At 36.1% G+C, this 21,163-nt stretch carries 22 protein-coding genes; 12 read left to right on the top strand and 10 right to left on the bottom strand.

Features of this window, described 5'->3' with window-relative positions; all coding sequences use genetic code 11:
* The first annotated feature begins 31 nt into the window (after positions 1 to 31).
* The 6 genes from M900_RS07255 to M900_RS17690 all read left to right on the top strand — a co-directional run bounded on the left by M900_RS07255 (position 32) and on the right by M900_RS17690 (position 4,325).
* Positions 32 to 538, top strand: a complete 507-nt coding sequence (locus M900_RS07255) for an HPP family protein (RefSeq protein ID WP_021274305.1) — start codon at positions 32 to 34, stop codon at positions 536 to 538.
* 163 nt (positions 539 to 701) lie between these two features.
* The gene (locus tag M900_RS07250; RefSeq protein WP_021274196.1) at positions 702 to 2,582 is read left to right on the top strand and encodes a hypothetical protein; all 1,881 of its coding nucleotides are present in this window, start codon (positions 702 to 704) and stop codon (positions 2,580 to 2,582) included.
* A 22-nt stretch (positions 2,583 to 2,604) separates the two neighbouring features.
* Positions 2,605 to 2,883: a hypothetical protein gene (locus M900_RS07245; RefSeq protein ID WP_157680584.1), complete on the top strand. Its 279-nt coding sequence runs from the start codon at positions 2,605 to 2,607 to the stop codon at positions 2,881 to 2,883.
* A 14-nt stretch (positions 2,884 to 2,897) separates the two neighbouring features.
* Positions 2,898 to 3,308: a methylmalonyl-CoA epimerase gene (gene mce / locus M900_RS07240; RefSeq protein ID WP_021274069.1), complete on the top strand. Its 411-nt coding sequence runs from the start codon at positions 2,898 to 2,900 to the stop codon at positions 3,306 to 3,308.
* Between the two features lie 14 nt (positions 3,309 to 3,322).
* Positions 3,323 to 4,036 (top strand): rhomboid family intramembrane serine protease, encoded by a 714-nt coding sequence (locus M900_RS07235; RefSeq protein WP_021274171.1) that lies wholly within the window; start codon positions 3,323 to 3,325, stop codon positions 4,034 to 4,036.
* A 118-nt stretch (positions 4,037 to 4,154) separates the two neighbouring features.
* Positions 4,155 to 4,325, top strand: coding sequence for a hypothetical protein (locus tag M900_RS17690; protein WP_021274108.1), 171 nt, complete (start codon positions 4,155 to 4,157; stop codon positions 4,323 to 4,325).
* A gap of 32 nt (positions 4,326 to 4,357) precedes the next feature.
* On the opposite strand, the gene M900_RS07230 is transcribed toward M900_RS17690, so the two are convergent.
* Entirely contained in the window at positions 4,358 to 5,281 is a 924-nt protein-coding gene (locus M900_RS07230) for a LysR family transcriptional regulator (protein ID WP_021274025.1), read from the bottom strand.
* A 134-nt stretch (positions 5,282 to 5,415) separates the two neighbouring features.
* On the opposite strand from M900_RS07230, the gene M900_RS07225 reads away from it, so the two are divergent.
* A complete protein-coding gene (locus M900_RS07225) occupies positions 5,416 to 5,853 on the top strand; it encodes a Kazal-type serine protease inhibitor (RefSeq protein ID WP_021274057.1) in 438 nt (145 codons plus the stop codon).
* A 78-nt stretch (positions 5,854 to 5,931) separates the two neighbouring features.
* Here M900_RS07225 and M900_RS07220 read toward each other — a convergent pair whose 3' ends face one another.
* The 5 genes from M900_RS07220 to M900_RS07200 all read right to left on the bottom strand — a co-directional run bounded on the left by M900_RS07220 (position 5,932) and on the right by M900_RS07200 (position 10,902).
* Entirely contained in the window at positions 5,932 to 7,287 is a 1,356-nt protein-coding gene (locus M900_RS07220; RefSeq protein ID WP_021274292.1) for a putative lipoprotein, read from the bottom strand.
* Positions 7,288 to 7,348: 61 nt separating this feature from the next.
* Positions 7,349 to 7,819 (bottom strand): flagellar basal body-associated protein FliL, encoded by a 471-nt coding sequence (gene fliL, locus M900_RS07215; RefSeq protein ID WP_021274226.1) that lies wholly within the window; start codon positions 7,817 to 7,819, stop codon positions 7,349 to 7,351.
* A 21-nt stretch (positions 7,820 to 7,840) separates the two neighbouring features.
* Positions 7,841 to 8,824, bottom strand: a complete 984-nt coding sequence (locus tag M900_RS07210) for a hypothetical protein (RefSeq protein ID WP_021274160.1) — start codon at positions 8,822 to 8,824, stop codon at positions 7,841 to 7,843.
* Between the two features lie 72 nt (positions 8,825 to 8,896).
* Entirely contained in the window at positions 8,897 to 10,003 is a 1,107-nt protein-coding gene (gene ald / locus M900_RS07205; protein ID WP_021274104.1) for an alanine dehydrogenase, read from the bottom strand.
* Positions 10,004 to 10,074: 71 nt separating this feature from the next.
* Positions 10,075 to 10,902 carry an MBL fold metallo-hydrolase gene (locus M900_RS07200; RefSeq protein ID WP_021274017.1) on the bottom strand — a complete coding sequence of 276 codons (828 nt, stop codon included), beginning with the start codon at positions 10,900 to 10,902 and terminating at the stop codon, positions 10,075 to 10,077.
* A 104-nt stretch (positions 10,903 to 11,006) separates the two neighbouring features.
* Here M900_RS07200 and M900_RS07195 point away from each other — a divergent pair, with 104 nt between their 5' ends.
* Together M900_RS07195 and M900_RS07190 are read left to right on the top strand one after the other, a co-directional pair.
* The gene (locus tag M900_RS07195) at positions 11,007 to 12,404 is read left to right on the top strand and encodes a pitrilysin family protein (RefSeq protein WP_021274272.1); all 1,398 of its coding nucleotides are present in this window, start codon (positions 11,007 to 11,009) and stop codon (positions 12,402 to 12,404) included.
* A gap of 14 nt (positions 12,405 to 12,418) precedes the next feature.
* Entirely contained in the window at positions 12,419 to 13,759 is a 1,341-nt protein-coding gene (locus M900_RS07190; RefSeq protein WP_021274211.1) for a pitrilysin family protein, read from the top strand.
* Between the two features lie 53 nt (positions 13,760 to 13,812).
* Here the strand turns inward: M900_RS07190 and M900_RS07185 are convergent, their stop codons facing one another.
* The 3 genes from M900_RS07185 to M900_RS07175 are packed head-to-tail and all read right to left on the bottom strand — an operon-like array spanning position 13,813 to position 15,942.
* On the bottom strand, positions 13,813 to 14,154 hold the full coding sequence (locus M900_RS07185) for a polymer-forming cytoskeletal protein (RefSeq protein ID WP_021274113.1): 342 nt from the start codon (positions 14,152 to 14,154) through the stop codon (positions 13,813 to 13,815).
* Positions 14,154 to 14,885, bottom strand: a complete 732-nt coding sequence (locus tag M900_RS07180) for a hypothetical protein (RefSeq protein WP_021274177.1) — start codon at positions 14,883 to 14,885, stop codon at positions 14,154 to 14,156. Before M900_RS07180 ends, M900_RS07185 begins: the two co-directional genes overlap by 1 nt.
* Before the next feature lie 10 nt (positions 14,886 to 14,895).
* Entirely contained in the window at positions 14,896 to 15,942 is a 1,047-nt protein-coding gene (locus tag M900_RS07175; RefSeq protein ID WP_021274083.1) for a L,D-transpeptidase family protein, read from the bottom strand.
* Positions 15,943 to 16,090: 148 nt separating this feature from the next.
* Between M900_RS07175 and M900_RS07170 the strand changes: the two genes are divergently transcribed.
* The 3 genes from M900_RS07170 to M900_RS07160 are packed head-to-tail and all read left to right on the top strand — an operon-like array spanning position 16,091 to position 20,122.
* Positions 16,091 to 18,034, top strand: coding sequence for a hypothetical protein (locus tag M900_RS07170; RefSeq protein WP_021274135.1), 1,944 nt, complete (start codon positions 16,091 to 16,093; stop codon positions 18,032 to 18,034).
* Between the two features lie 10 nt (positions 18,035 to 18,044).
* Entirely contained in the window at positions 18,045 to 19,046 is a 1,002-nt protein-coding gene (locus M900_RS17095; RefSeq protein WP_021274146.1) for a GGDEF domain-containing protein, read from the top strand.
* Positions 19,043 to 20,122 (top strand): metallophosphoesterase, encoded by a 1,080-nt coding sequence (locus tag M900_RS07160; RefSeq protein ID WP_021274274.1) that lies wholly within the window; start codon positions 19,043 to 19,045, stop codon positions 20,120 to 20,122. The genes M900_RS17095 and M900_RS07160 overlap by 4 nt, the downstream gene beginning before the upstream one ends.
* Before the next feature lie 324 nt (positions 20,123 to 20,446).
* On the opposite strand, the gene M900_RS07155 is transcribed toward M900_RS07160, so the two are convergent.
* Entirely contained in the window at positions 20,447 to 21,136 is a 690-nt protein-coding gene (locus M900_RS07155) for a hypothetical protein (protein ID WP_021274072.1), read from the bottom strand.
* Between the last annotated feature and the right edge of the window lie 27 nt (positions 21,137 to 21,163).

The raw sequence follows: 21,163 nt of genomic DNA, 5'->3' as shown, positions 1-21,163 counted from the left end.
GAATACTTTAACATAAAGAGGGGAGGTAATCATGTTTTATATGTTCTTTGGAAAAGAGATGCGCGAACATCACTTCGATTATCTTAACTACGACCCATCTAAGAAAAGATTGGATCCTACAATCAGAAAAGGGGAGACAAAGACTCAAGATAAACCTCTGCCTGCTGATGAAGTTTTTTGTATTGATATCTGCTCTCGTAAACTGGTGACATGCCAAAGTCGTGATAATTTATCGGATGTTTTTCGACGTATGCAAAAACACGAATTACGTCATTTACCTGTTCTTGAAGGGGATAGGTTCATTGGGATTATCTCTTTAAAAGATATTCTTCCACATATCGATAAGCCTTTTCTTGAAAAACTCGTCGTTGGCGATTACATCTCTAAAATTGTTATTTGCTGTGATGAGGAAACACCGGTGCGTTATATCGCACATGTTCTATGTGAAGAACATGTCAGTGCACTGCCCGTTGTTGACTCAGAATTAAAACTAACCGGAATTATTAGTTATGTTGATGTATTAAAATCATTGATTTGATGAAGAATATTGGCATCGGAAATTTGATATTCTTTTAGGGGTGCTCGATAAGTGTTTGATTTTATATCAATCCTCTTGTCGAAGAGGTAGGAAGTGCCGGTCCTCTGTTACAATGTAAATACTTGAAGCCATTGTCCCGAAGAGACAGGTGGAGAAGATTGAAATGGTAAAAAAGAATAAAATAATCACATTAATGATCGCTATCCTTCTTGGATTTTCAAGTTGTATGTCACCTCAAAATCCTCGTTCAACTCGTTCGACTGCATCGACTGGAGAGGCCAAGAATGGTGATAAAACAAATCCTGGAGATGGGGCCACGACCGATACTGATGGTGATATTTCCGACGGTGAATCTAGTGCTGTTTCAATTGTTGAACTAACTCAAATTGTAGATCCAAACTCTGGAACTTTTAGAAAGAAAGTATCAATTCCAAAAGACTTTGAAGGTTATCTCTATCTTTCAGGTCTTAATATTTCGTCGCTTAATAAAGACGATAAAATTATTTCTGTTAAATTTTCATTTGGAAGAGAGAAGAGTGAAATAATTGTTCCTGCTGTTATTGGACGAGTGCCAGGAGGTCTTCAAAATGGAACAAATATCGACGTAATTATTCTCGATATGGATAGTAAGCCTTTTAAGAATTTAAGACTTCTTTATGATCTATTTGATTATAACGACTATGGTGAAGAGAATCCTTTAACTGCTACAGATCCAACAACTGATCCAACTAATGCTGGTCTTTATTGTCGAGGATTAAATATCGAAGATGACCCAACATTTGAATGGTCTCAGGCCAATAGTTCTTGCGATGCTGCCGGTGAAACTTGTCTCTATGCTTATGCAAAAATTGCAGATTCGACATTAGGCCAATCTGTACTTCAAGACGGTACACCTGTTTTAGTTCAAAATATTCCTACTTATGAAATGTATGATGTACTTGGCGCCGGTTATACTGGTGATACAAGTGAGTATACTTTGAAAAAATGTATGCCTGATTCAGGATTAGAGTCTGATACTGAAGCAGCACTTGGCCGTCAGGTTGTTCCTTGGGGGATTTCAGGTCTTACTGATTTTGGTGGGACAAATTACTTATACATGGGGCCTTATCAAACTTTTGGAACTGAAAGCACATGGGAAATCTCAAGTGATGCGATATTCTCTCCAATAACAGTAGCCGATGATGTTCCAACTGGAATTTTCCAATACTCTTTTACTGGAGGGGCGACAACTGGGTTTAAATCATTCTTATTTCCACGTGCAGGGAAGATTAATTACTCTCAATCTGGGGTTCAGTATTACGGAGCTACTTATCCATTTAATTCAAAATCACTTTTAACTCTACCTACTGCTGGAGACACTAAGTGGATGGACGGTTGTAATATTAGAGCTAAAAACTTCGACTCCTATTCAAAAGAGACAATCTCTAGTTGTAATGTTACAGCTACGATTGAGATTGTTACTTATAATGACGGGATCGAAGAAGTTTTAGCAACTTCTAAAGATGTAAAGATTCAACTATTAAAAGCTGGGCTGGGAGTTTCTCAAGGGCTAGAGTTTAATGCAATGAAAACTTGTACAGATAATCGTTCTTGTGGAACAGGTGAGTGTTGCTTTAATAGTAGATGTTTTTCAAAAGATATCGTTGCTCAATGTAAGGACGATAGTCTCTCAACAGGAAATCTTGGTACAGGGCTAACTTGTTCTTCTGATTTTGAGTGTTCTTCGCTTTGCTGTAGATCTGGAGTTTGTGCGGATCACTTTCCAGATGATTTAAATGCTGTTCTTTGTTCAAAAGTTCCAAGTCAAACTTGCGTGAGTAAAGAATTCTGTCGTGTGGAAAATGTTCGTGAGTGTTATATCATTAAGACAAAAGATGCGAATGGAAATGACTCATGTGAAAAGCGTTGTTACTCAGTTCCAAAAAATGGTGATTGTGTAAATGGTTTCTGTGCGGCGCCAACATCTTCGAGTGATCCTGTATTTGATTTAACTGATCCAAATCGTTGTGATGATGCGTACGATTCGCCACCTGTGACTTTATAAGAAAATAAGTTATTATAGGTTCATGTTATCGTTATTAATTCTTACAAGTATGACTTATGCAGGGGAGATGTTATTCTCTCCTTCTGAGCTTAGGATCGTTTCAAAACTTAAGTCCGAAGAGTATTTAATCGAAAAAAGAAGTGAAGCATTGCGTATGCAGGCAACTGAGTTCTTTAAGATCATTATCAATAATGAGAGGATGCACGTGAAATTGAAGCATCAGTCCTCAGATCGAGATTTCTACGACGCTCTTGATAATCGCCAATTGGATAAAAGTGCGCTAGAGTTATTTTCAAAATAAATAAGGAGTATTCTATGTTTAATAAAGATTGTTTTCTTGATCATATTGCAGTTGCGGTTGAAAACTTGGATGTTGCAGAAAAGGTATATCAGGATCTAGGTCTAACTTTTGATAAGAGAGAGACTGTACTTGATCAACAAGTTGAAACATCATTTGCACATATTGATGAAAATGCACATATTGAATTATTAATGCCAATTGATAAAAAAGGTCCAATTCAAGCATTTCTTGAGAAGAAAGGTCCAGGTATTCATCATATGTGTTACCGTGTCCCGGACGTTGTAAAAAAATCAGAAGAATTAACAGCATTAGGCTACAAACTTCTTTATGAAACTCCGAGAAGTGGAGCAAATAATTGTCTTGTAAATTTCATTCATCCAAAATCAACGGGTGGAGTTTTAATCGAAATTTCACAGAAGATGTAATTTAGGAGTTTGTCGTGCAACAAATATATATGCCAAATTTATCTAAGGTTAATAAGATTCTTCTTATTATTCTTGGTGTTTCTTTTGTTCTAAATTCTATTGCTATCAATGTGCTTCACGTTCCACTTGTAAATTTTCTGGGACTAAGCTTTGCAAGCTTCTCATCTGGATTTATCTTTCAAATTATCACATATCCATTTGCGAATGTTGGTTTGATGGAAGTTGTCTTCTCTGGGCTATTGCTTTGGTTTCTTGGAAGTGAGCTTGAAGGAATTTGGGGAGAGAGAAAGTACTTGGCCTATTTGCTCATGACTGTTATTTTCTCAGGACTTGCTTATTTAGTTTTTAGTGTTGCTCTTGGTGGCGCAGTGACTGGATTTCCATTTCATGGAATGAATGTTTTAAGTTCCGCAATGTGTGTGTCTTACGCAGTTTTATTTCCAGATAGAGTTTTTCAATTCTTTATGCTTATCCCAATTAAGGCCAAGTACTTTTGTATGATCCTGGCCGGAATGAGCTTATATTCTGGGTTATTTACTCCGAGTGGAGCAATGGCCTTTGGTAATCTTTTCGCTATGGGCTTTGGCCTTGTCTTCTTCAAGATCGAGCACCTCGACCTTTTTAAGAAGATAATCTCTAAGGGGAGAGCAACGAAAGCACCAAAGGGGAAGGCTAACTTGAGAATTGTTGAGGATGAAGAAAAGAAGCCACCGAGGTATTTTCAATAGGTTAGGTTGCTTTTTTTGCTTTTTAGCGCCAGACTCTTTACACTATGAATTAACACGTGCTATAAATCTTTGTTAATTCAATATAAATTTTAGTTTTTTAATATATAAAGGATGTGCCATGAGATTAGCTAGAGCTTTAGAAGAAAAATTATTAGACCTAAGACTTAGAGATAAACTTATCGCTGAAGGTAAAGTAACTAAAGCACAAGTTGAAGAGTACCTAAACTCTCTAACTGACGATGAAGATAACTCAGAAATGACTGAGATCGCTCAAAGACAAAGAAACTAATTCTTTAAATACCAAGGCCACTTTCTGTGGCCTTATTTTTTTCCAAACCTTAATTTTAAACTCTCATTCAAGTCTCTTAAAAATGTCTGGCATGCCATCGACATGGTTTTACCTTTTACTGTTGAAAGATTGATTTCATTATAAAGAGGCTGAGATTTTCCATTGAAAATGATGAGGTCTTTTTCAAGTCCTTTCTCGCGGACAATGTGCATAGGCAGCACTCCAACTCCTAGCCCTTGAACAATAAAGCGAGAAACCCCTTGGACATCCATGAGTGAAACCCTTTTATTGGGTTCAATAGATTTTTCAAAATGAAAGTTAAACCATTGCTTCACGATCGTTGCATCTTCAAGATAGGTGATATAATCGAGATCTTTTAATTGTTTATATTTCGAACTTTCATTCAAGTTATTTTCTTTTGCATATTCTTTACTTGCACACAGAACTAAATTTTCGCGGGCGAGATTAATGGTCTCAATTTGATCAGGAAAGGCAAAGGAGTCGGTAATTGCAAAATCAAGTGAACCATCAAGGAGTCCTGCCAGCTGCCTTTGGGCGTGGTCGTAGTTGATGTGAAAATAAACATCGTGATTGGCCTTGGCCCAAGTGCTGAGTAGTGGAAGAATAATATTATTTCCAAATTCAATTGGCATCCCAAAAGATATTTTACCTTTGATACTTCTTTGTGAGCGATTGACTTCACTAAGTGAGTTTTCAAGCTGGTAAAGAATTGGGGAGATTTGAGAGTAGAGAGCCTTGGCCTCACTTGTGGGAATAAGCTTTTTTGCTAGCCTGTCAAAGAGTTTAGCATTGAGTGTGAGTTCGATCTGCTTAATGTGCTGACTAACCCCTGGTTGGGTCAAAAATAGCTCTTTCGCAGCTTCTGACATGCTTCCTAAGCGGTAAACGCTCTCAAATATTCGAAGCCCGGATAATGTGATTTGATCGATTAACATAATTTCAACACCTTATGTGTATTATATCACATCCATAAGTAATACTTATTAATATCTATTATATAATATAATTTTTACTGATGAAATAAATTATGTATAAACCACACATCAAATAATTAAACAGTGGGTTTTATATGAAGAATGCAGTTTTAACAATTTTAGCTCTTTTAGTACTAGCAAATGTAAAAGCAGATTTCGTGGTTGAAGGTCGTTTATCTGATGATTTAAATATCTCTGGTGAGATCACTAAAAAAATCCTTACTTCAAATAAAGAAGTTATTAAATTAGTAAATGAATATATTGAGGCAGAAAGCTGTAAGAATGGAAAATTCGAAGTAGTTGAAGTTGCTGAAGGAATTTTTGAACTTAAAGCAATTGTTGATTGTGACCAGTTCTATGATTCAACAAAAGAAGTAACTCATTGTCCAGAAAACTTCATGCCTGTATGTGGAGAAATCGCTACTGATGGTTTTGATGCTAAGTCTCTTCCACAACTAGTAACTTTTCCAAATGGTTGTGAACTTTACAGAGCAAAAGCTGCTTTCGTAAATCAAGGTATGTGTAAAATCTAATTCTTTATTCCCAAAATAAAGTGTTGTGTCTTTGAAATTGTGTGGAAAGGGCCTAGAGAAATCTAGGCCTTTTTTTTGCTATTGAGCGAATGATTGAACAGCACCAAAGCAGTTATCTTGTTTTTGAAATTTTGTAAAAAACTCACCACAGTCTTGACCTGACAGAGTTGTTTCAGCTCCTCCAAGACAGTTGGCGTGATCAAAGAATCTTTTCCAGTCATCACCTTCTGTTGGATATGCTTTAGATAAATAAGAGAATGCTCTTGCTCCTGCTATTGGTCTTTGTTGTAGTTTCGTTAAAGGAATTCCACTTATTTCAGAGAATTTCTTTTCATACTCTTTATAAAAAGTTTCACCATATCGTTTGTAGTCATTTAGAGTTAACCAACTAGGAGCACTGTTCCCGTGGAGAAGTCCCACGGCAGTTGGAAATTTTCCAGATACAATATTATCTTTCTCCCAAATATTAAGAATTGAAGCATGAGCAGTTTGTGAAACAAAATCCCTGTTTAGGTATGAGTCACCAAAATCTCTGAGGACAACTCTTCCTGTTGGTTTTTTATTTTCATCGAGTTCGATCATAAAGTTTTGTGAGTGAGGAGAGTCGTAATAAACTCCTGTAAGAGCTGAAAACTCTGCCATTGCCTTCGCTAACGGTCTTACGTAATTATCTTCCCAAAACTTTACAACATCTGTACTTCCATTAAGCTGTGCAAGTAACTTTCCTTCTGTTTCGTGAAGTGCAGAAAAGCCTGGAAGGTAGTAGTGCTTTCCAGTAGGGACATCATTTAAATTTCTAACGATTAAACCCTGATCGAGGGATTCAATTCCAAGCCCTAGAGGTTCATCTTGAATAACGAGACTTTTTGTATCCATCTTAGAAAGTGTATCCTTAACCCAATCTGAAATCTTTCTAATTTGGTTAGCATCATCCCAAGTTTGTTTCTTATCGTTCCAGTACCCACCAGTATTATTTGTTGATACTTTTACAGAAAAAGCTGAGCCATTTTCTGGGTTGAATGCAATCATTGATCTCGAGGCCGTTAGGTAACCTTTAAGATAGCTATGAACTGTTGAGTCCAATCCTGCTTCATCAAGCATCTTCTTTACTTCCAAGTGCCACTTGGTATCCTCAGGATTGATAAGCCATCTCACATATGCCTCACCATTTTTTTCGAATATAAGCGAGTCCTTAATATCTTGAGAAAGATCAGAGGCAAACTCAGAAGAGAGTAGGTCCAGTGGAATCTCATAGTGGTTTAGATCAAAAATTTGATTTGATCTAACGGCAACACCATTGGCCTTAGTTTCCCAAGTAACGAGTTGTTCAACTGCGTAAGGGGTTTGACCAGCTGAGGTTAGCTTTCTTATGATATTATTAGAACACGATGATAGAAGTAGTGTTGTAATTAAAAGTGGCGTAAGAAATTTCATTAGCTCTCCGAATAATAGATATTGAAAATCTTCTCGGAAAGATCAGCTGAAATTTTACAAATTATTGTACGACAAATTTAGTATAGAATAACTCTTTGATAATTACCTTGCTAAGGTAGCTATTAATACGAGACTTTACACGATTTTCAAAAATCAGTTTTCCTGAAATTGAGTTCAGCTCATCTGGCTCCATTGCGGAGGCAACTTCAATGATGATGTCGTTTATTTTTGCCTTGTTCTCTTCAAGTATCGCGGAGTCATTTTTATCGAAGATCACGAGGTGAATTTCAGCATCAAGGAAACGCAGTCTTGTCGTATTAGAGGGAAGGTTTACAATAATTTTATCGAGCTTGAAGGATTCAGGTAAGAAGTTATTCTTTGTTTCTTCCTTCAGTCTTGAAAGTTCTACCTCATCTTTTGGAAGAGGGCGTTTATAAATCATTTCCGTATAAACAAACACACCTGCTGTCGCTATTGAAGTGATCAGTGTTAAAAGAAGTATAATTTTATCAAGTGATTTGTTACCAGTCATATTAGTATTTTAGAGTGTGACTTAATTAGTTACAAGCGGGAAGAGGCTGCTCTTAAGCATTTTCTCAATTTTTTGTCTTTTGCCAATACATCTTTCATTTACAATACAGCTTGAAAAAGAGTCGAGTAGGATTTCTTTTTCATAAAATTCGATATGAAATGGCTTTTTAAAATACTTGTAGTGGATATAACCAGCAATTGATTCAACAAAATCTCTTAGAGGAGAGCTACTCGCGTAAAGATTAACAAAGTTAGTTCGCTCTAAAAGTTGATAGAATTCGTATACTTTGTCGAAGTTAATTGTCCTACTTGATTGTCCATAGAAAGAGATGAACTTAATTTCTGAAAGATACTTTTGCCACTTCGAAGAGATGATTCCATTATTAATTATCCAACTTTCACTGATAAAACTATCTTTTTGAAAACTCTCAATTGTTTCAAAGTTCTGAGGAAAGAATCTCTCGTCTGTTGAGATAATCAGTGCAATTGTTTGGGCCAAAACAAATTGAATTGTATCAGTTTTTAAATTTCCATGTCCAAGGTATGGCTCCATTGTGATATCAGATTTTGTTTTATTGAGAGCCGAGTATTCTCTATGCTTATACCAGTCATTTATGCCAAGAGAGTTAATTCTAGAGTCGATGAAGACCAAGAATTTCTTGTTTTTTAATTGGTGAACAAATTGAGATACTCCAAGTTTATCTACTATGATGAACTTTTCGACTTTCAACTCAAGAAAGCGTTTCAAATCGAGAGGAAGACCATTAAAAATTCTCTCGATCTCGTAAGCTTCAGTGCGTATTTGCCTGGAAGATAGAATATCTTCTTTTATTCCATTCTCTTGCCTCCACGAAGCGATGAAGCTTTCAACAGAGTTCTTCGCATCAATAATGAGCTTCTTCTCAGTAAAGTAATTTGCAGTTAATACTGGTGAGTTCTTATATGATTTATCTGTATAGAGTGCACAAGAAGAAAGAATGAAAAAAATAAGAAGTAAAAATTTCATTTCCTTAGTCTACATTGAATCGGAAGGAAGGTATAGCCCTCTCTTAAGTATTTAAGAGAGGGATCATTTAAATTAGATACTAAGTGGAGTGTATGGTAGGTCAAGATCTGTAGCAACTTGCTCGTAAACAAGTCCACCTTTATAGATGTTGATACCTTTTTTGAATGGCTCATCCATTTTTGCTGCTTCTTCAACACCAAACTTAGCGATCATTCTTGCATACTTTAAAGTAACGTTTGTAAGGGCATAAGTTGAAGTTCTTGCAACAGCACCTGGCATGTTAGCTACACAATAGTGAACAACACCATCAACTAGGAAAGTTGGATCTTCGTGAGTTGTTGGCTTACAAGTTTCAATACATCCACCTTGGTCAACAGCGATATCAACTACAACTGAACCATTTTCCATTTTAGAGATCATTTCTCTTGTTACTAGTTTTGGAGCTTTTGCACCTGGAACCAGTACGGCACCAACAACAAGGTCAGAAGTTACAACTGAGTTTTCAATATTTTCAATATTTGAGAATAGAGTCGTGATTCTGTTATCAAATAGGTCGTCTAGTTCTGCAAGTCTCTTTGTTGAAAGGTCGATCGCTGTTACATCAGCTCCCATTCCCATTGCCATTTTAATTGCATTTGTACCTGCAACACCACAACCGATAACAGTTACTTTTGCTCTTCTTGTACCAGGTACACCACCTAGAAGAACACCTTTTCCTCCGTGATCTAATTGTAGATAGCTTGCACCAATTTGAGTTGCCATTCTACCTGCTACCTCAGACATTGGAGTTAGAAGTGGAAGTGATCCATCTGGTAATTGAATTGTTTCATATGCAATACAAGTAGCACCTGATTCCATTAGACCTTTTGTTTGTGGAAGATCAGCTGCAAGGTGAAGATATGTGTAAAGAATATGGTGAGGTTTTAATTGAGCGATCTCTCTTGGTTGTGGCTCTTTAACCTTGATGATCATTGTTGCCGTTTCGAAAACAGCTTCAAGGCTTGGAAGAATTTTTGCTCCAGCTTGAATATATTGCTCATCTGAAATACCAATCCCAGATCCTGCGTTTGTTTCAACATATACTTCGTGACCATCGTGAACCAATTGTCTAACTCCACCTGGAACTAAACCAACACGATTTTCATTGTTCTTGATTTCCTTAGGAACACCAATTTTCATAACATTCTCCTGCAAATTTTGTGAAATTGAGGACAATATAATCATTTTAATTCTACTTTAAAAGCAAAAAGTTAAAAATATATGTGCATTGTGTCAAAAGCTGGTTGGCAGTTAGAAATCCCACTTTCCTTGCACAGTTTTTCAAGCTGAAAGTGCTCGAGACCATGGCCCATATGGATCAAATAGGAGCTCTTTGGCCCAATGGCCTTGATATACTCGAGACTTTTATCAAGTGTTAGGTGAGTCTTGTGCTCACCAATTTTTACGCAGTCAATGAAAAGGTGTTCGAGCTTTTTTGCTTTAAGGTATTTTATCACACTGTCGGGGATAGCATTACAGTCTATTAAGATGGCCAGTTTGTCATGATAAAGTCCAAGTGTTTGACCATGACCGTGAGGCAACAAGAAGAATGTATAGGAGTCATTTTCAATTGTAATTTCTTTTTCAAATACTTTTATTTCTTGAAGTTCTAGTCTTGGAACTCCACCACCTAAAACCGGTCTTTTTTCGTTGAAAAAATCTTTTTGAAAAATATAAGGAAATCTTCCCTCCATTTGAATCATACAATCACGATGAGTATATACTGGGATCGATTTCGGAGGAGGACCAAAGCAAAATGGACGAAGGTCATCAATACCATGAAGATGATCGGCGTGATCATGGGTAATGATACAATAATCAACATGATTGATATTTGCTCTTAATGCTTGAGTTCTAAGGTCGGGTGTCGTGTCAATCACAACTTTATTTCCGTTCTTTGTTTCGAGATAGAAACTCGTGCGAAGCCTCTTATTTTTTTCTTCCTTCGAAAGACAAACTTCGCAGTTACAACCAACCATCGGTATACCGGTGCTGGTACCTGATCCTAAAATTGTTAGCTTTGCATTTGTAGTAGTCATAAACTTATTATACTCCATTTTTATTTATAGAAGGATCAAATACGTAATCACTTGAATTTAAGCTCCCAGACAGTATAATTATTAGCAAACATGGGAGTTTTTAAATGTTAAAAAAATATAGTCTAGCGGCACTAGTTGGTGCTAATTTACTTTTCTCTGGCTGTTCTCTTCAGCAATCAGAAAATCATACACACCATACAAATAAGAACCTTGCAGATGTAGATCTTAATCTTAAAATTAATAAGAAGGTTTTATCTAATGGTTTAACTATTCTACACCTTGAGAATAAGAAACTACCAATTGTTTCTGTCTATACTTTCTTTGATGTTGGAGGAAAGTCTGAAACTCCAGGAGTTACTGGGTCAACACACTTTCTTGAGCACATGATGTTTAAGAAAACTAAGAATTTTCCAGCAGAACATTTCTCAAAAGTAATTGAAAATAATGGTGGAAACTCAAATGCCTATACTACTTTTGACAATACTGTTTACTACGAAAATATCCCGGTAGATTCTTTAGATGAGATTTTACATCTTGAGGCTGAGCGTTTGTCTAATTTAGAACTTGAAGAAGAACCATTTGAAAAAGAGCGTCAAGTAGTTCTTGAAGAGCGTAAGATGCGTTATGAAAATAAGGCCGGTGGACAACTCTTTTTAAGAATGATGAAAGAAATTTTCGTAGGGACTCCATATGGAGGTTCAGTTATTGGAGATGCCTCAGATGTAAAGAACCTATCCCGTGAAAAGATGCTTGAGTTCTATCATAAGTTCTATCGTCCAAATAATGCGGTTCTTGTTGTTGTTGGTGATGTTGAAGCTGATAAACTTTTTAAAATGGTAGAAGAAAAGTATGGTGCAATTCCTCGTGGTGAGGGCCTTGAAGAATTACAAAAAGAATTCTCAAGCCCTGAAAGATTTAAGCATCGTGCGAAACTACCTAAAACTGTAAGTCTTCATGGAGAGAGTGTAACTCCAATGTTTATGATGGCATTCCCATCTTTAAAGGCCGGGGAAGAAGATGGCTATGCTCTAGATATACTTTCCAAAATAATTGGTTCTGGAGACAGCTCATACCTATCTAAAGAATTTGTGATCAGTAAGAAGCCGAAGTTATCTTCTATTTCTGCTGCAAATTATAGTCTTAAAGAATCTGGTGTTTTTTATATCGGTGGAAGCCTACTTGATAAGGTTAGCCTAAATAGCTTTAAAAATAGCTTAATGAGAGAAGTAAGACATATCTGTGATAAAGCTGTTACTGAAAGATCTGTTCAAAAAACTAAGAATAATATTCTTATCGAACTATACAGTGGCCTTGAGACGAATGATGGGCTTGCGGGATTTATAGGGAATCAGCAATTTTATTACGGCGATTATAATGGTTATAAAAGAGAGCTTGAAATTTATAGCTCTCTAACAGCTGACAAGGTGAAAGAGACTTGTAAGAAATATATCGATGGGAATAAATCATTATTTATCTCAGTGTGGAAAAAACACAGAAAGTAACTAAAGGAATTTAAATGAAAAAAATATTTTTACTATTACTACTATCAAAATTTGCTTTCGCTTCTGATATTCAGGATCAAATTCACAAATATAAGTGGGATAATATTGATGTAACACTCTTAAAAGATGATCGTTTTCCAACTTATGACATTACTTTTTATTTTGCTGATGGTGCACTTTCTGACGGAACAAAGAAAGGTTTAACATCTTTAATGTTTAATCTTATGGATGCTGGAACAAATAGATTTTCTAAACAAGAGATCGTCGATAATCTCGAATACTATGGTGTCTCAACGTCTGCACGCGTTGTTCATGAGTATTCTACTTTTTCGATTTCTGGCTTAACGAAAGATCTCGTGCCTACGATTAAAAAAGTGTGTCATCTTTTTAATGACTCGACATTTCCTGAAGCTGAAATCAATAAGGCCAAGAAAAGTATTCTTACAGGTATGAAGAACGTAACTAATAATCACGGAGCCCTTGCTGGCCTGGCCTTTAGAGAAATTAGTCTTGCGGGAACACCGTTTGTTTATCCTGTAGAAGGAAAAATGAAGACGATATCTAAACTTCATCGAAATGATTTTAGAAACAAACTTACTTACTTTAATAAAGAAGTTAAAAAGAAAATTTATATTACTGGTCCAGAAACTACACTTAATATAAAAAATATTATTTTGAATGAGTGTGGATGGAATAATGAGGCGAAATTTGTACGTGAAGTTAATTATGAGTCACCAAAGAAAAAGGGAACAATTCATTTAGTAACTGTTCCAAAAGCAAATCAAGCTCAAGTGGTATTTGGTAAGTTTCTTGGACGTGGAGAGTTTGAAGAGTTTGAAAAATTAAGTGTCTCAAGTGACCTTCTTGGTGGTGGTTTTACATCTCTTTTGATGAATGAATTAAGAGTGAAGAGAGGCCTTACATATACTGTAAGTGCTTTTGCTGGTGGGCAAAAAGATTATGGACGTTCTCTCATTAGAACATTTACTAAGGAAGAGACTGCTACTGAACTGATTAAAGTGGTGAACGATTTACTAACTAATCTAGATATTACTGACGCTGAAGTTACGCGTGTAAAAAATAGTATGAAGGGAGCTTATCCCTTTCAATTTGAAAGCAGTTCACGTTTTCTGTCTGAAATCCTTTTTCTTGATCACTTAGGTAGTGGTTATAATCGCCTTTTTAATTTTAATAAGAATATTGACCCTATATCGGCACAAGATGTTAAGGACACAATTTCAAAAGTTTTCCCTGTTGGAGAGATGGATATCTTAGTTCTGGGTGAGAAGAAGCTCTTAAAGGACCTTAAAAAGCTTGGGACTGTTAAAGTTCATGATTATAAAGATTTTCTCTAAGTATTAAAATTTTAATGGAAATAACAAAGACATGCTAAATGCATGTCTTTTTTTTATTCTGTAATAACAGTGTGCCCCGTCATATTAACTACGGCACCTGGTCTAATAATCAACGCTTTTGCGGAGATTTTGCCCTCGACTTTTGCAGATGGAAAAATGCGAAGCGTCCCAGAAGCATTGATATCGCCTGTAACTGTTCCATAAATATCAATATTGATTCCTGTCACAGTCCCTATAACTTTTCCATGAGGCTCAATTGAGAGGGTGTGGTTTGTTTTGAGTGTGAGATCACCTTCAACTGTAGAGCTGAGGTGAACTTCTCCCGAGAGAATTAATTCTCCTCTGATAACTGAATCTTTACCGAGGAAGCAAAATGTTTGTTCATTGATATTCATTAGTTTGCAACCTCTTTGTATTGTTGTTGATGAATCAGGTCTCCAATTCTGTTGAAGATAACAATTTTAAAAATAAGAGTACTTCGATCCATTTTCTTAAAGATTGCTTCAACTGGTCTAAATCTTGAAGTTGCAAATGATTCACCCTCGTTATATTTGAGAGAAAAATTATCTAGCTCTTCCTGTGCTGTTGGGTATTTCTGATAAGTATTTCCATCTGTTGTAAATATGTGAATGTAACCAGAAAGCTTTGATCCATCTTGAGTTACGTTAACAATATTGAAGCGAAAGAAAACTTTATCATTATTCACTTCAACTTTAATATCTTGAATATTCACTTTCGCTGGACTCGTTAGGTCTTGTTGTCCTGCCACTGGAGAAATTAGAAACTGACCAGCTAGGGGAGTATCTGAAACCCCTTGAGCAAGTTTCTTTGTTAATTGTTTATTAAGAATAGTAAGCTCTTGTCCTTTTTCAGCAAGAAGACTATTTTCCGTTCTTAGGGATTTAATTATCTCAGGTTCTTTAGAGCGGATAAAATGTTCAACATTCTTTGTGTAAAAGAAAGATGCGATAACAACTGCTATCGCAAAGAAAGTTAAGATTGTCGGAGCGTAAACGAAGAACTTGTATACTTTTGGTGTTACTTGCTTGAAGTAAGGAATAGTATTTTCTTCGTAGACAATAAATGAAATCTTGTCGTCTTTAATGGCCTGGTCTTTTTGTGACATTATTTAACTCTTAGTTCTTAGTGTGGTTACTTTGATCTTGAGTCAAATTCAAGGCCTTTGTAAAAATTTGTTTTGGATCTTCAGATTCAAAGAATCTTTTTGAAGGTTCAAAAGCAACTTCATTAGGTGCGAAATCGTTAACTTTACTCCATCTCTCTGCAACAATTTTCCAGTTATAGTACTGGTCTTTTTTTAGGTAGAGAATTTTCTTTCCAATATCTTGAATTGTATTTGAAGTATAATCTTGGATGAAAGTCGCAATTGCATAGTCGTTTGTTTGAAGAATTGATAGCTCTTTCATTTTTATTGTTGGAGTTCCTGGATTTGCGAAAACAGCTCTCTTGTAGTTTTTGTAGTTACTATAAGTTCCCCTCGTCGGATCTTTGAACTGACTTGGCGAATAGTGTGAAATATAGCGATCAAAATCTTCTGTTGTCCATGCATCTAGCCAGTCAGAAACTGCTGTTTCAAGTTTTTGCTTTTCAGCTAGCCAAGTCTGCTTTGAAAGGTAGTGAAGATCGTGAACAACAACGATATTTGTCTTATCTAGTTCGATATAGTTTGAAATCTTAATTAAGTTTTGATTGTGAGCAACTATACAGCCACGCGAGTCTAGGCCCTTGTCGATTCTTGTTTCGTCATTTGTACTGTGTAACCAAATACCGCCACCAGTTTTTCCATCATAAACATCAATTGGGTTAGGGTAGTTCATAACGAAAGCACCTACTCCGTAGATCTCTCCTTGTGTTCCATTTCTTTGGAGAAGTTCTTGGTGAGTTAAAAACTCAGTGAAGTGGTAGATTCCTTCTGGAGTTCGGTGATCACCTTGAAAGCTTTTATCCCCAGCTTTCTTTCCTGTCGCCATTTGGTATTTTTGTAAAAGATGAGGTAGTCCATCTTTATTCTCATAAAGGTAGAGTGAATGTGTCGACTTTTCAGCAATTAGGACGTGGTGTGAAAAATGTGTCCCAAGTCGCAATAAAGGTTTTGGATAATATTCCTCGGCCCTTGAGCTAAGTGTTAGTAATGTCAGTGATATTGTTGTTAAAAGTTTCATATTAAATCCCTAATTATTAGTCCAATCCTATTTTAGACTATTTTCTCATAACTCTTCAAGGGAAGAAATTAATTATATAGACACGATTTCCCATACTTGGCTGTTTTTCTGAGTTAATGTATCATTATAGCTGACAGGAGAGGACATAATGAATGTTGTCATGGTTGACGCACAGCAAGTTTTGAAGGAGTACGAATTATCGTACGAGCTGACTTGCGTCGATAATATTGAGGCCTTGCTTGCCTTGAACCCCGATAATATTGATGTTTTAATTCTTACTGAAGGCCATGGAGATAATCTCGACGACCTTGAAGATTTTATTGCCCACAATATTTGGAAAGTATTTATTCACGAAGATCATTATAAAGACTTTCCAGTAGAAGCTTGGTCAAAAGATACATTTGTAAAGAGTTATTCTAAAGTAGAAGAACTCGTCAATATGAAGAGTGCTAGCGAGAGTACAGCTTTAATCAATCGAAATGTTTTATTAGGTGAAAAAGTAAATTTTAATACTGCTGAAAACAAGAGACTTCAAGAAGCAGTTGATAGAGTTTTTGGATCAGAGGAATTGGCCATGAGTGACGATGAAAATGATGGATTAAAAATCAACGTTCCATCTGGAGATGGAGATATTGATCTTGGCACTGAGCCTTCATTGAATATAAGTATAGAGCTTCAAGACGATGATACACCAAACGAAAGTCAACCAGCAGCGGCTGCAGACGATTCAGGTCTTGATTTCGGAGAGCTCGATGCAGCTTCACTGTCTTTAAGTTCAGACGGGGATACTATTGAAAATGCCGCAGCAGAGGCGTCAAGCGCAGGTGATCTCGATCTCGAAGATGTTTCCAACTCTGGATTTGATTTTGTAAAAGATGCTTCAGAAATTGAGAATATCTCAATTGAGGAAGACGTTACCACAGAGCCTGCACAAACTCAGTCCCAGGAAGAGGACTCTTTAGAAGCATCTTCTGATGACCTCGATAACCTTGATGATCTGGAGGAACTCGACGATCTCGATGGTGATTTAGGTGACCTCGGTGAGCTCGATGATCTGGATGATCTTGATGATCTTGATGATCTTGGAGATATGTCTCTTGATGCTGATAATGAATTAGATGATCTCGATGATGAGACAGGTGATGATATTGGGGAGTCGACAGAGAAGACAATTCTTCAGTCGCTGGATTCTCTAAATCTATCTGAAGATATTCCTGAAGAAGATATTATGGGAGAACTTGATGATGAAGACCTTGGGGAGGAATCATTAGGAAGAATTGGAACGGATACTTTTAATCATTCAATCAATACACTACTTGGAGTAAAGAGACCTGAGCCATTGGCCTCTGATGATAGCTCAACAGGTGAGTATGATGTCAGTGAGCTAATAGGAAGCTCAGACTCAGATAAAACAGTCATTACTGAGAAGCAATCGCCTGCACGTGTTCGCGTTGAAGATGAAAATGTGCAAGCATCTTTGTCATCGTTGAACTCTTCAGATCTTTTAGATTTAAGAGTGACGATTCATGAATTAAAAGATGATCGTAAAAACTTACTTGATGAAATCCATTCACTTGAGGAAGAGAAAGATAATTTAACTAGAACGAATCTTTCATTGAAATCCGATATTGATGAATTAAGAATTGAAGTTTCAATCCTTAAGAAAAGACATCTTGGAGAGCTTGAAGAACTTAAGCATCAAAACCAACTTCTTTTACAAAAACGTGAAGTATTAGAAGCAAAGAACAAGAGCCTTCAAAGAGAAATTGAAAGACTTGGAAATAAAGTTAGAATCGACTTTAATCAAATTAAACAGCGTGAAAAAGAGCTTGAAAGTCAACTTGAGTTGGCGACGATGGATGCTGATTCTAAAGTGAAGAGTAGGGATCTCAAGATTCTTGAGCTTAAGAGAAAAATTGATGCTTTAGAATTTAATATGGAGAATATCACGATTCGAGAGAGACAATCGATGAATGATAGAACAGCTTTGGAAGATAAACTTAACAAGGTTGTTGGAACACTTCGCAATTCACTAAATTTCTTAGAAGAAGAAATAGATATCGATGATCTGACAAAAGATATCGATGTATAATAGGTAGCCTGTGACAAATATTACAGTTCATTACGAGAAAGTACTTGAATTTATCTGCAAACTTGAAGATGTAGATGATCTCGCTCATTTGTTTGAGTACCTCGATAACTTTTGGCAAACTCAATTTGGAACGACTCCTGTTCTAATATATTCTCGTAATAAAAAGAAAAAATCACAGCTTAGAGACTACTGGAATAAAGGCAAGGAAGAGATCTTCTACGATAAAGGAGAACTTTCTCTTTTTTCTTCTCTTGTGCTGGCCGCAAAGGATGAAGAAGGATTTATCTTTCAAAAAGAAGGTGAAAACCTTTATTATGTTTTAAACTGTGGAGAGTTTAAAGGACAAGACTTCTTTGTCTGTTTTAAAATCTCTGAAGAGATTACCGCCCACATCATTAATTATCTAATTCAGTTTTTAAAGACGACACTAACAAAGATTAGCCGTTATAAAGAAGCAGATACCTTAAAGTCACTTGTCCACATTGATGATGTTACAGGTCTTTATAATCAGCGTAAATTTGTACTCGATATCGACTCTTCGATTGAAGAGTATGATAAATTTATGAAGCCATTCTCAGTGATTTTTATAGATATCGATCACTTTAAGCAAGTAAACGATGGCCATGGACACTTGGTAGGGACGCAACTGTTAAAAGATGTCTCTAGAATTATCAAAGACACGGTTCGTGATGAAGATCTTTGTTACCGCTATGGGGGAGATGAGTTTGTTCTTATTATTCCTCTTTCCACTTATAAAGAAGCTAAAATTGTTGGGGCCCGTGTTTTAAAAAATATCAAAGAAGAAACTTTCTTTGTTAACGATGGGATAAATGGCTCGTGCGAATTTAAGCTTAGTGTTTCTGTAGGTATTGCAAGTTTTCCTCACGATGCCAAGACTAAAACAGATATCGTTAATATGGCCGACAAGATGATGTACAAAGCCAAGCAATCTGGTCGTGGTAAAGTCTGTCACGCAGGTGAGTTATTTTCTGATGAAGAGCTTACTCAATGAAGTATCTGGTTATCTCTGATTTACATTTAGGTAAAGGAAAGTTTCTCCAAAACGGTCAATTCAATATTCTTGAAGATTTTTTTGAGGATGATCGTCTTTATGAGTTTTGTGATTACTTTTCCAGCGATAAGTATTTTTTAGAGCCAGTGACTCTTGTTTTAAATGGGGATATTTTAAACCTCATTCAAATTGATACCAAAGGTGTTTTCACTCATATTGTTACAGAAGATATGACCGTCGAACAAATTAATACTGTGGCCATTGGTCATCCTCGGTTCTTTAAGGGTCTTAAGAAATTTCTCAAGGCACCAAATAAAGAAGTAATCTTTGTTATTGGAAATCATGATTCAGGAATGGCATTTGAAGGCGCGCAAAAACGCTTTTCTGAGCTTGTTGATGGTGATGTTCACTTTTGTCATACATTTAAAAGACATGGAATTCACATCGAACATGGTCATCGTTTTGAGGCCATAAATACTGTTCCAATGAGTCACTTTTTTCTACGTGGACCACAAGGAAAGCAAATTCTAAATTTCCCCTGGGGATCATTATTTTGTATCAATGTTCTTCCAAAGCTAAAAAAAGAAAGACCATATATTGATAAAGTAAGACCTATGACCTCTTATATAAAGTGGTGTCTTTTTCACGATACAGCATTCTTCTGGAAAATTCTTACGACATGTGTGAATTATGTTTTAACGACTTATGGTGATTACTATACAAAACAAAATAAGAACTTTAAGACCTCATTAAAAATCTTAAAACAAATCACAATTTATCCTCGTTATGAAAAGATGGCCCGTCGTATATTGAAACGAGACTCTACAATTCATACTGTTGTCATGGGACATACCCACTTACAAGAATGGAGACGTTTTCCTGAAGGTAAGTATTACTTCAATACAGGTACTTGGAATACAATCCCTTCAATCGATGCGGGAATGCACCAGGATACAAAACATCTGACCTATTGTGCGATTGATGTACATCCAGATTCTAATGCCCTTGTCTATGCATCTGTGAATGAATGGAAGGGCCAGTGGAAGCCATTTGTTGAAGATATTGGGACTAATTAGACCGAAATATTTTTTATTCTTACACCGTTAAAATATTTTGTTATTAAGAAGTCTTGATTTTAAGTTGAGAAGCTATTTTTGTGATTCTATTGCGGAAATATGAGCTAAGTAGTTAAAAAAAAACGACGTCCTTGAAAAATCCTTTTCCCTGAACGCCGACTGTGTTCTCTGTGTCTCTGCTTAAATTAATCATAAGGTATGTTTCGAAAATATAAAAGAATAATTTTCTTACAGCTGCTATCAGTCCGTTGAGACAATTTGTCGGATACTCAAAAAAGTGAGTATTTAAAGGGTGTGCAAAAATCGCTCAACTATTAAAAAAAATTATTTTTTTTTCACAAAGTAAGAAAACTTACCGCTGAGAGCGTTCTCAATAAATGAAACGTATTTAAAAAGGAGGCTTCTGTCCTGCTTTTTCACTCTTGAGATCTCTTTACTTGTCGCCATAAGTGAACTTTTAACATCATCAACCATTTTAGACTCAACAAAATTGGCAAAAATTGACTTTGGCACAACTAGAGATCTGTATCTCATGATTGTTCCACCTTCAAAACTTTCAAAGGTAGCATCGCCTTCAACTTTCTCTGTATTGCTGGACTTTATCATCCACCAATTTACTTTGTATTGTGAGAGGTCTTTAGAGGCCTCTAGGTCGTGTCCGTGTCTATACTTGCTGTTGCTTAGTGGCCAAGGCAGCTTGAGCTCATAGTCCACAATTACGCGGGTAGGAGACTCTTCAGATATAACCTCTGACTTGATAAGGTTTGGAATATAATTGCGCTGATGATCTAGAGCGTAGAAGATGGCCACTGACTCGAGTGCTGTTGCAGGAATATAAGAATAGAATGTGATTTCTGGCCAAACAAGACCTTTTATTTCTTTCTTTTTAATAATCATTTCACCACTTTTGATTTGAGAAAGCTCTGATTGATTAAGTAATGAACTAATTTTAATGTTTTCTGCGGAGTGCGTTAAAAAGGAAAAAAGAAGAAGTGTGATAATATATTTTGGCATTTAGCAGTTCCTAATAATTTGAGTTTG

The organism is Bacteriovorax sp. Seq25_V (assembly GCF_000447795.1).
Classification (GTDB): Bacteria; Bdellovibrionota; Bacteriovoracia; order Bacteriovoracales; family Bacteriovoracaceae; genus Halobacteriovorax_A.
This window is presented reverse-complemented; position numbering and strand designations above follow the sequence as displayed.

What these genes read in the sequence shown, in the direction of transcription:
- M900_RS07255 (WP_021274305.1), top strand. Translation starts at nt 32, where the DNA reads ATGTTTTATATGTTCTTTGGAAAAGAGATGCGCGAACATCACTTCGAT.
- M900_RS07250 (WP_021274196.1), top strand. Translation starts at nt 702, where the DNA reads ATGGTAAAAAAGAATAAAATAATCACATTAATGATCGCTATCCTTCTT.
- M900_RS07245 (WP_157680584.1), top strand. Translation starts at nt 2,605, where the DNA reads ATGTTATCGTTATTAATTCTTACAAGTATGACTTATGCAGGGGAGATG.
- mce (WP_021274069.1), top strand. Translation starts at nt 2,898, where the DNA reads ATGTTTAATAAAGATTGTTTTCTTGATCATATTGCAGTTGCGGTTGAA.
- M900_RS17690 (WP_021274108.1), top strand. Translation starts at nt 4,155, where the DNA reads ATGAGATTAGCTAGAGCTTTAGAAGAAAAATTATTAGACCTAAGACTT.
- M900_RS07230 (WP_021274025.1), bottom strand. Translation starts at nt 5,281, where the DNA reads ATGTTAATCGATCAAATCACATTATCCGGGCTTCGAATATTTGAGAGC.
- M900_RS07225 (WP_021274057.1), top strand. Translation starts at nt 5,416, where the DNA reads ATGAAGAATGCAGTTTTAACAATTTTAGCTCTTTTAGTACTAGCAAAT.
- M900_RS07220 (WP_021274292.1), bottom strand. Translation starts at nt 7,287, where the DNA reads ATGAAATTTCTTACGCCACTTTTAATTACAACACTACTTCTATCATCG.
- fliL (WP_021274226.1), bottom strand. Translation starts at nt 7,819, where the DNA reads ATGACTGGTAACAAATCACTTGATAAAATTATACTTCTTTTAACACTG.
- M900_RS07210 (WP_021274160.1), bottom strand. Translation starts at nt 8,824, where the DNA reads ATGAAATTTTTACTTCTTATTTTTTTCATTCTTTCTTCTTGTGCACTC.
- ald (WP_021274104.1), bottom strand. Translation starts at nt 10,003, where the DNA reads ATGAAAATTGGTGTTCCTAAGGAAATCAAGAACAATGAAAATCGTGTT.
- M900_RS07200 (WP_021274017.1), bottom strand. Translation starts at nt 10,902, where the DNA reads ATGACTACTACAAATGCAAAGCTAACAATTTTAGGATCAGGTACCAGC.
- M900_RS07195 (WP_021274272.1), top strand. Translation starts at nt 11,007, where the DNA reads ATGTTAAAAAAATATAGTCTAGCGGCACTAGTTGGTGCTAATTTACTT.
- M900_RS07190 (WP_021274211.1), top strand. Translation starts at nt 12,419, where the DNA reads ATGAAAAAAATATTTTTACTATTACTACTATCAAAATTTGCTTTCGCT.
- M900_RS07185 (WP_021274113.1), bottom strand. Translation starts at nt 14,154, where the DNA reads ATGAATATCAATGAACAAACATTTTGCTTCCTCGGTAAAGATTCAGTT.
- M900_RS07180 (WP_021274177.1), bottom strand. Translation starts at nt 14,885, where the DNA reads ATGTCACAAAAAGACCAGGCCATTAAAGACGACAAGATTTCATTTATT.
- M900_RS07175 (WP_021274083.1), bottom strand. Translation starts at nt 15,942, where the DNA reads ATGAAACTTTTAACAACAATATCACTGACATTACTAACACTTAGCTCA.
- M900_RS07170 (WP_021274135.1), top strand. Translation starts at nt 16,091, where the DNA reads ATGAATGTTGTCATGGTTGACGCACAGCAAGTTTTGAAGGAGTACGAA.
- M900_RS07160 (WP_021274274.1), top strand. Translation starts at nt 19,043, where the DNA reads ATGAAGTATCTGGTTATCTCTGATTTACATTTAGGTAAAGGAAAGTTT.
- M900_RS07155 (WP_021274072.1), bottom strand. Translation starts at nt 21,136, where the DNA reads ATGCCAAAATATATTATCACACTTCTTCTTTTTTCCTTTTTAACGCAC.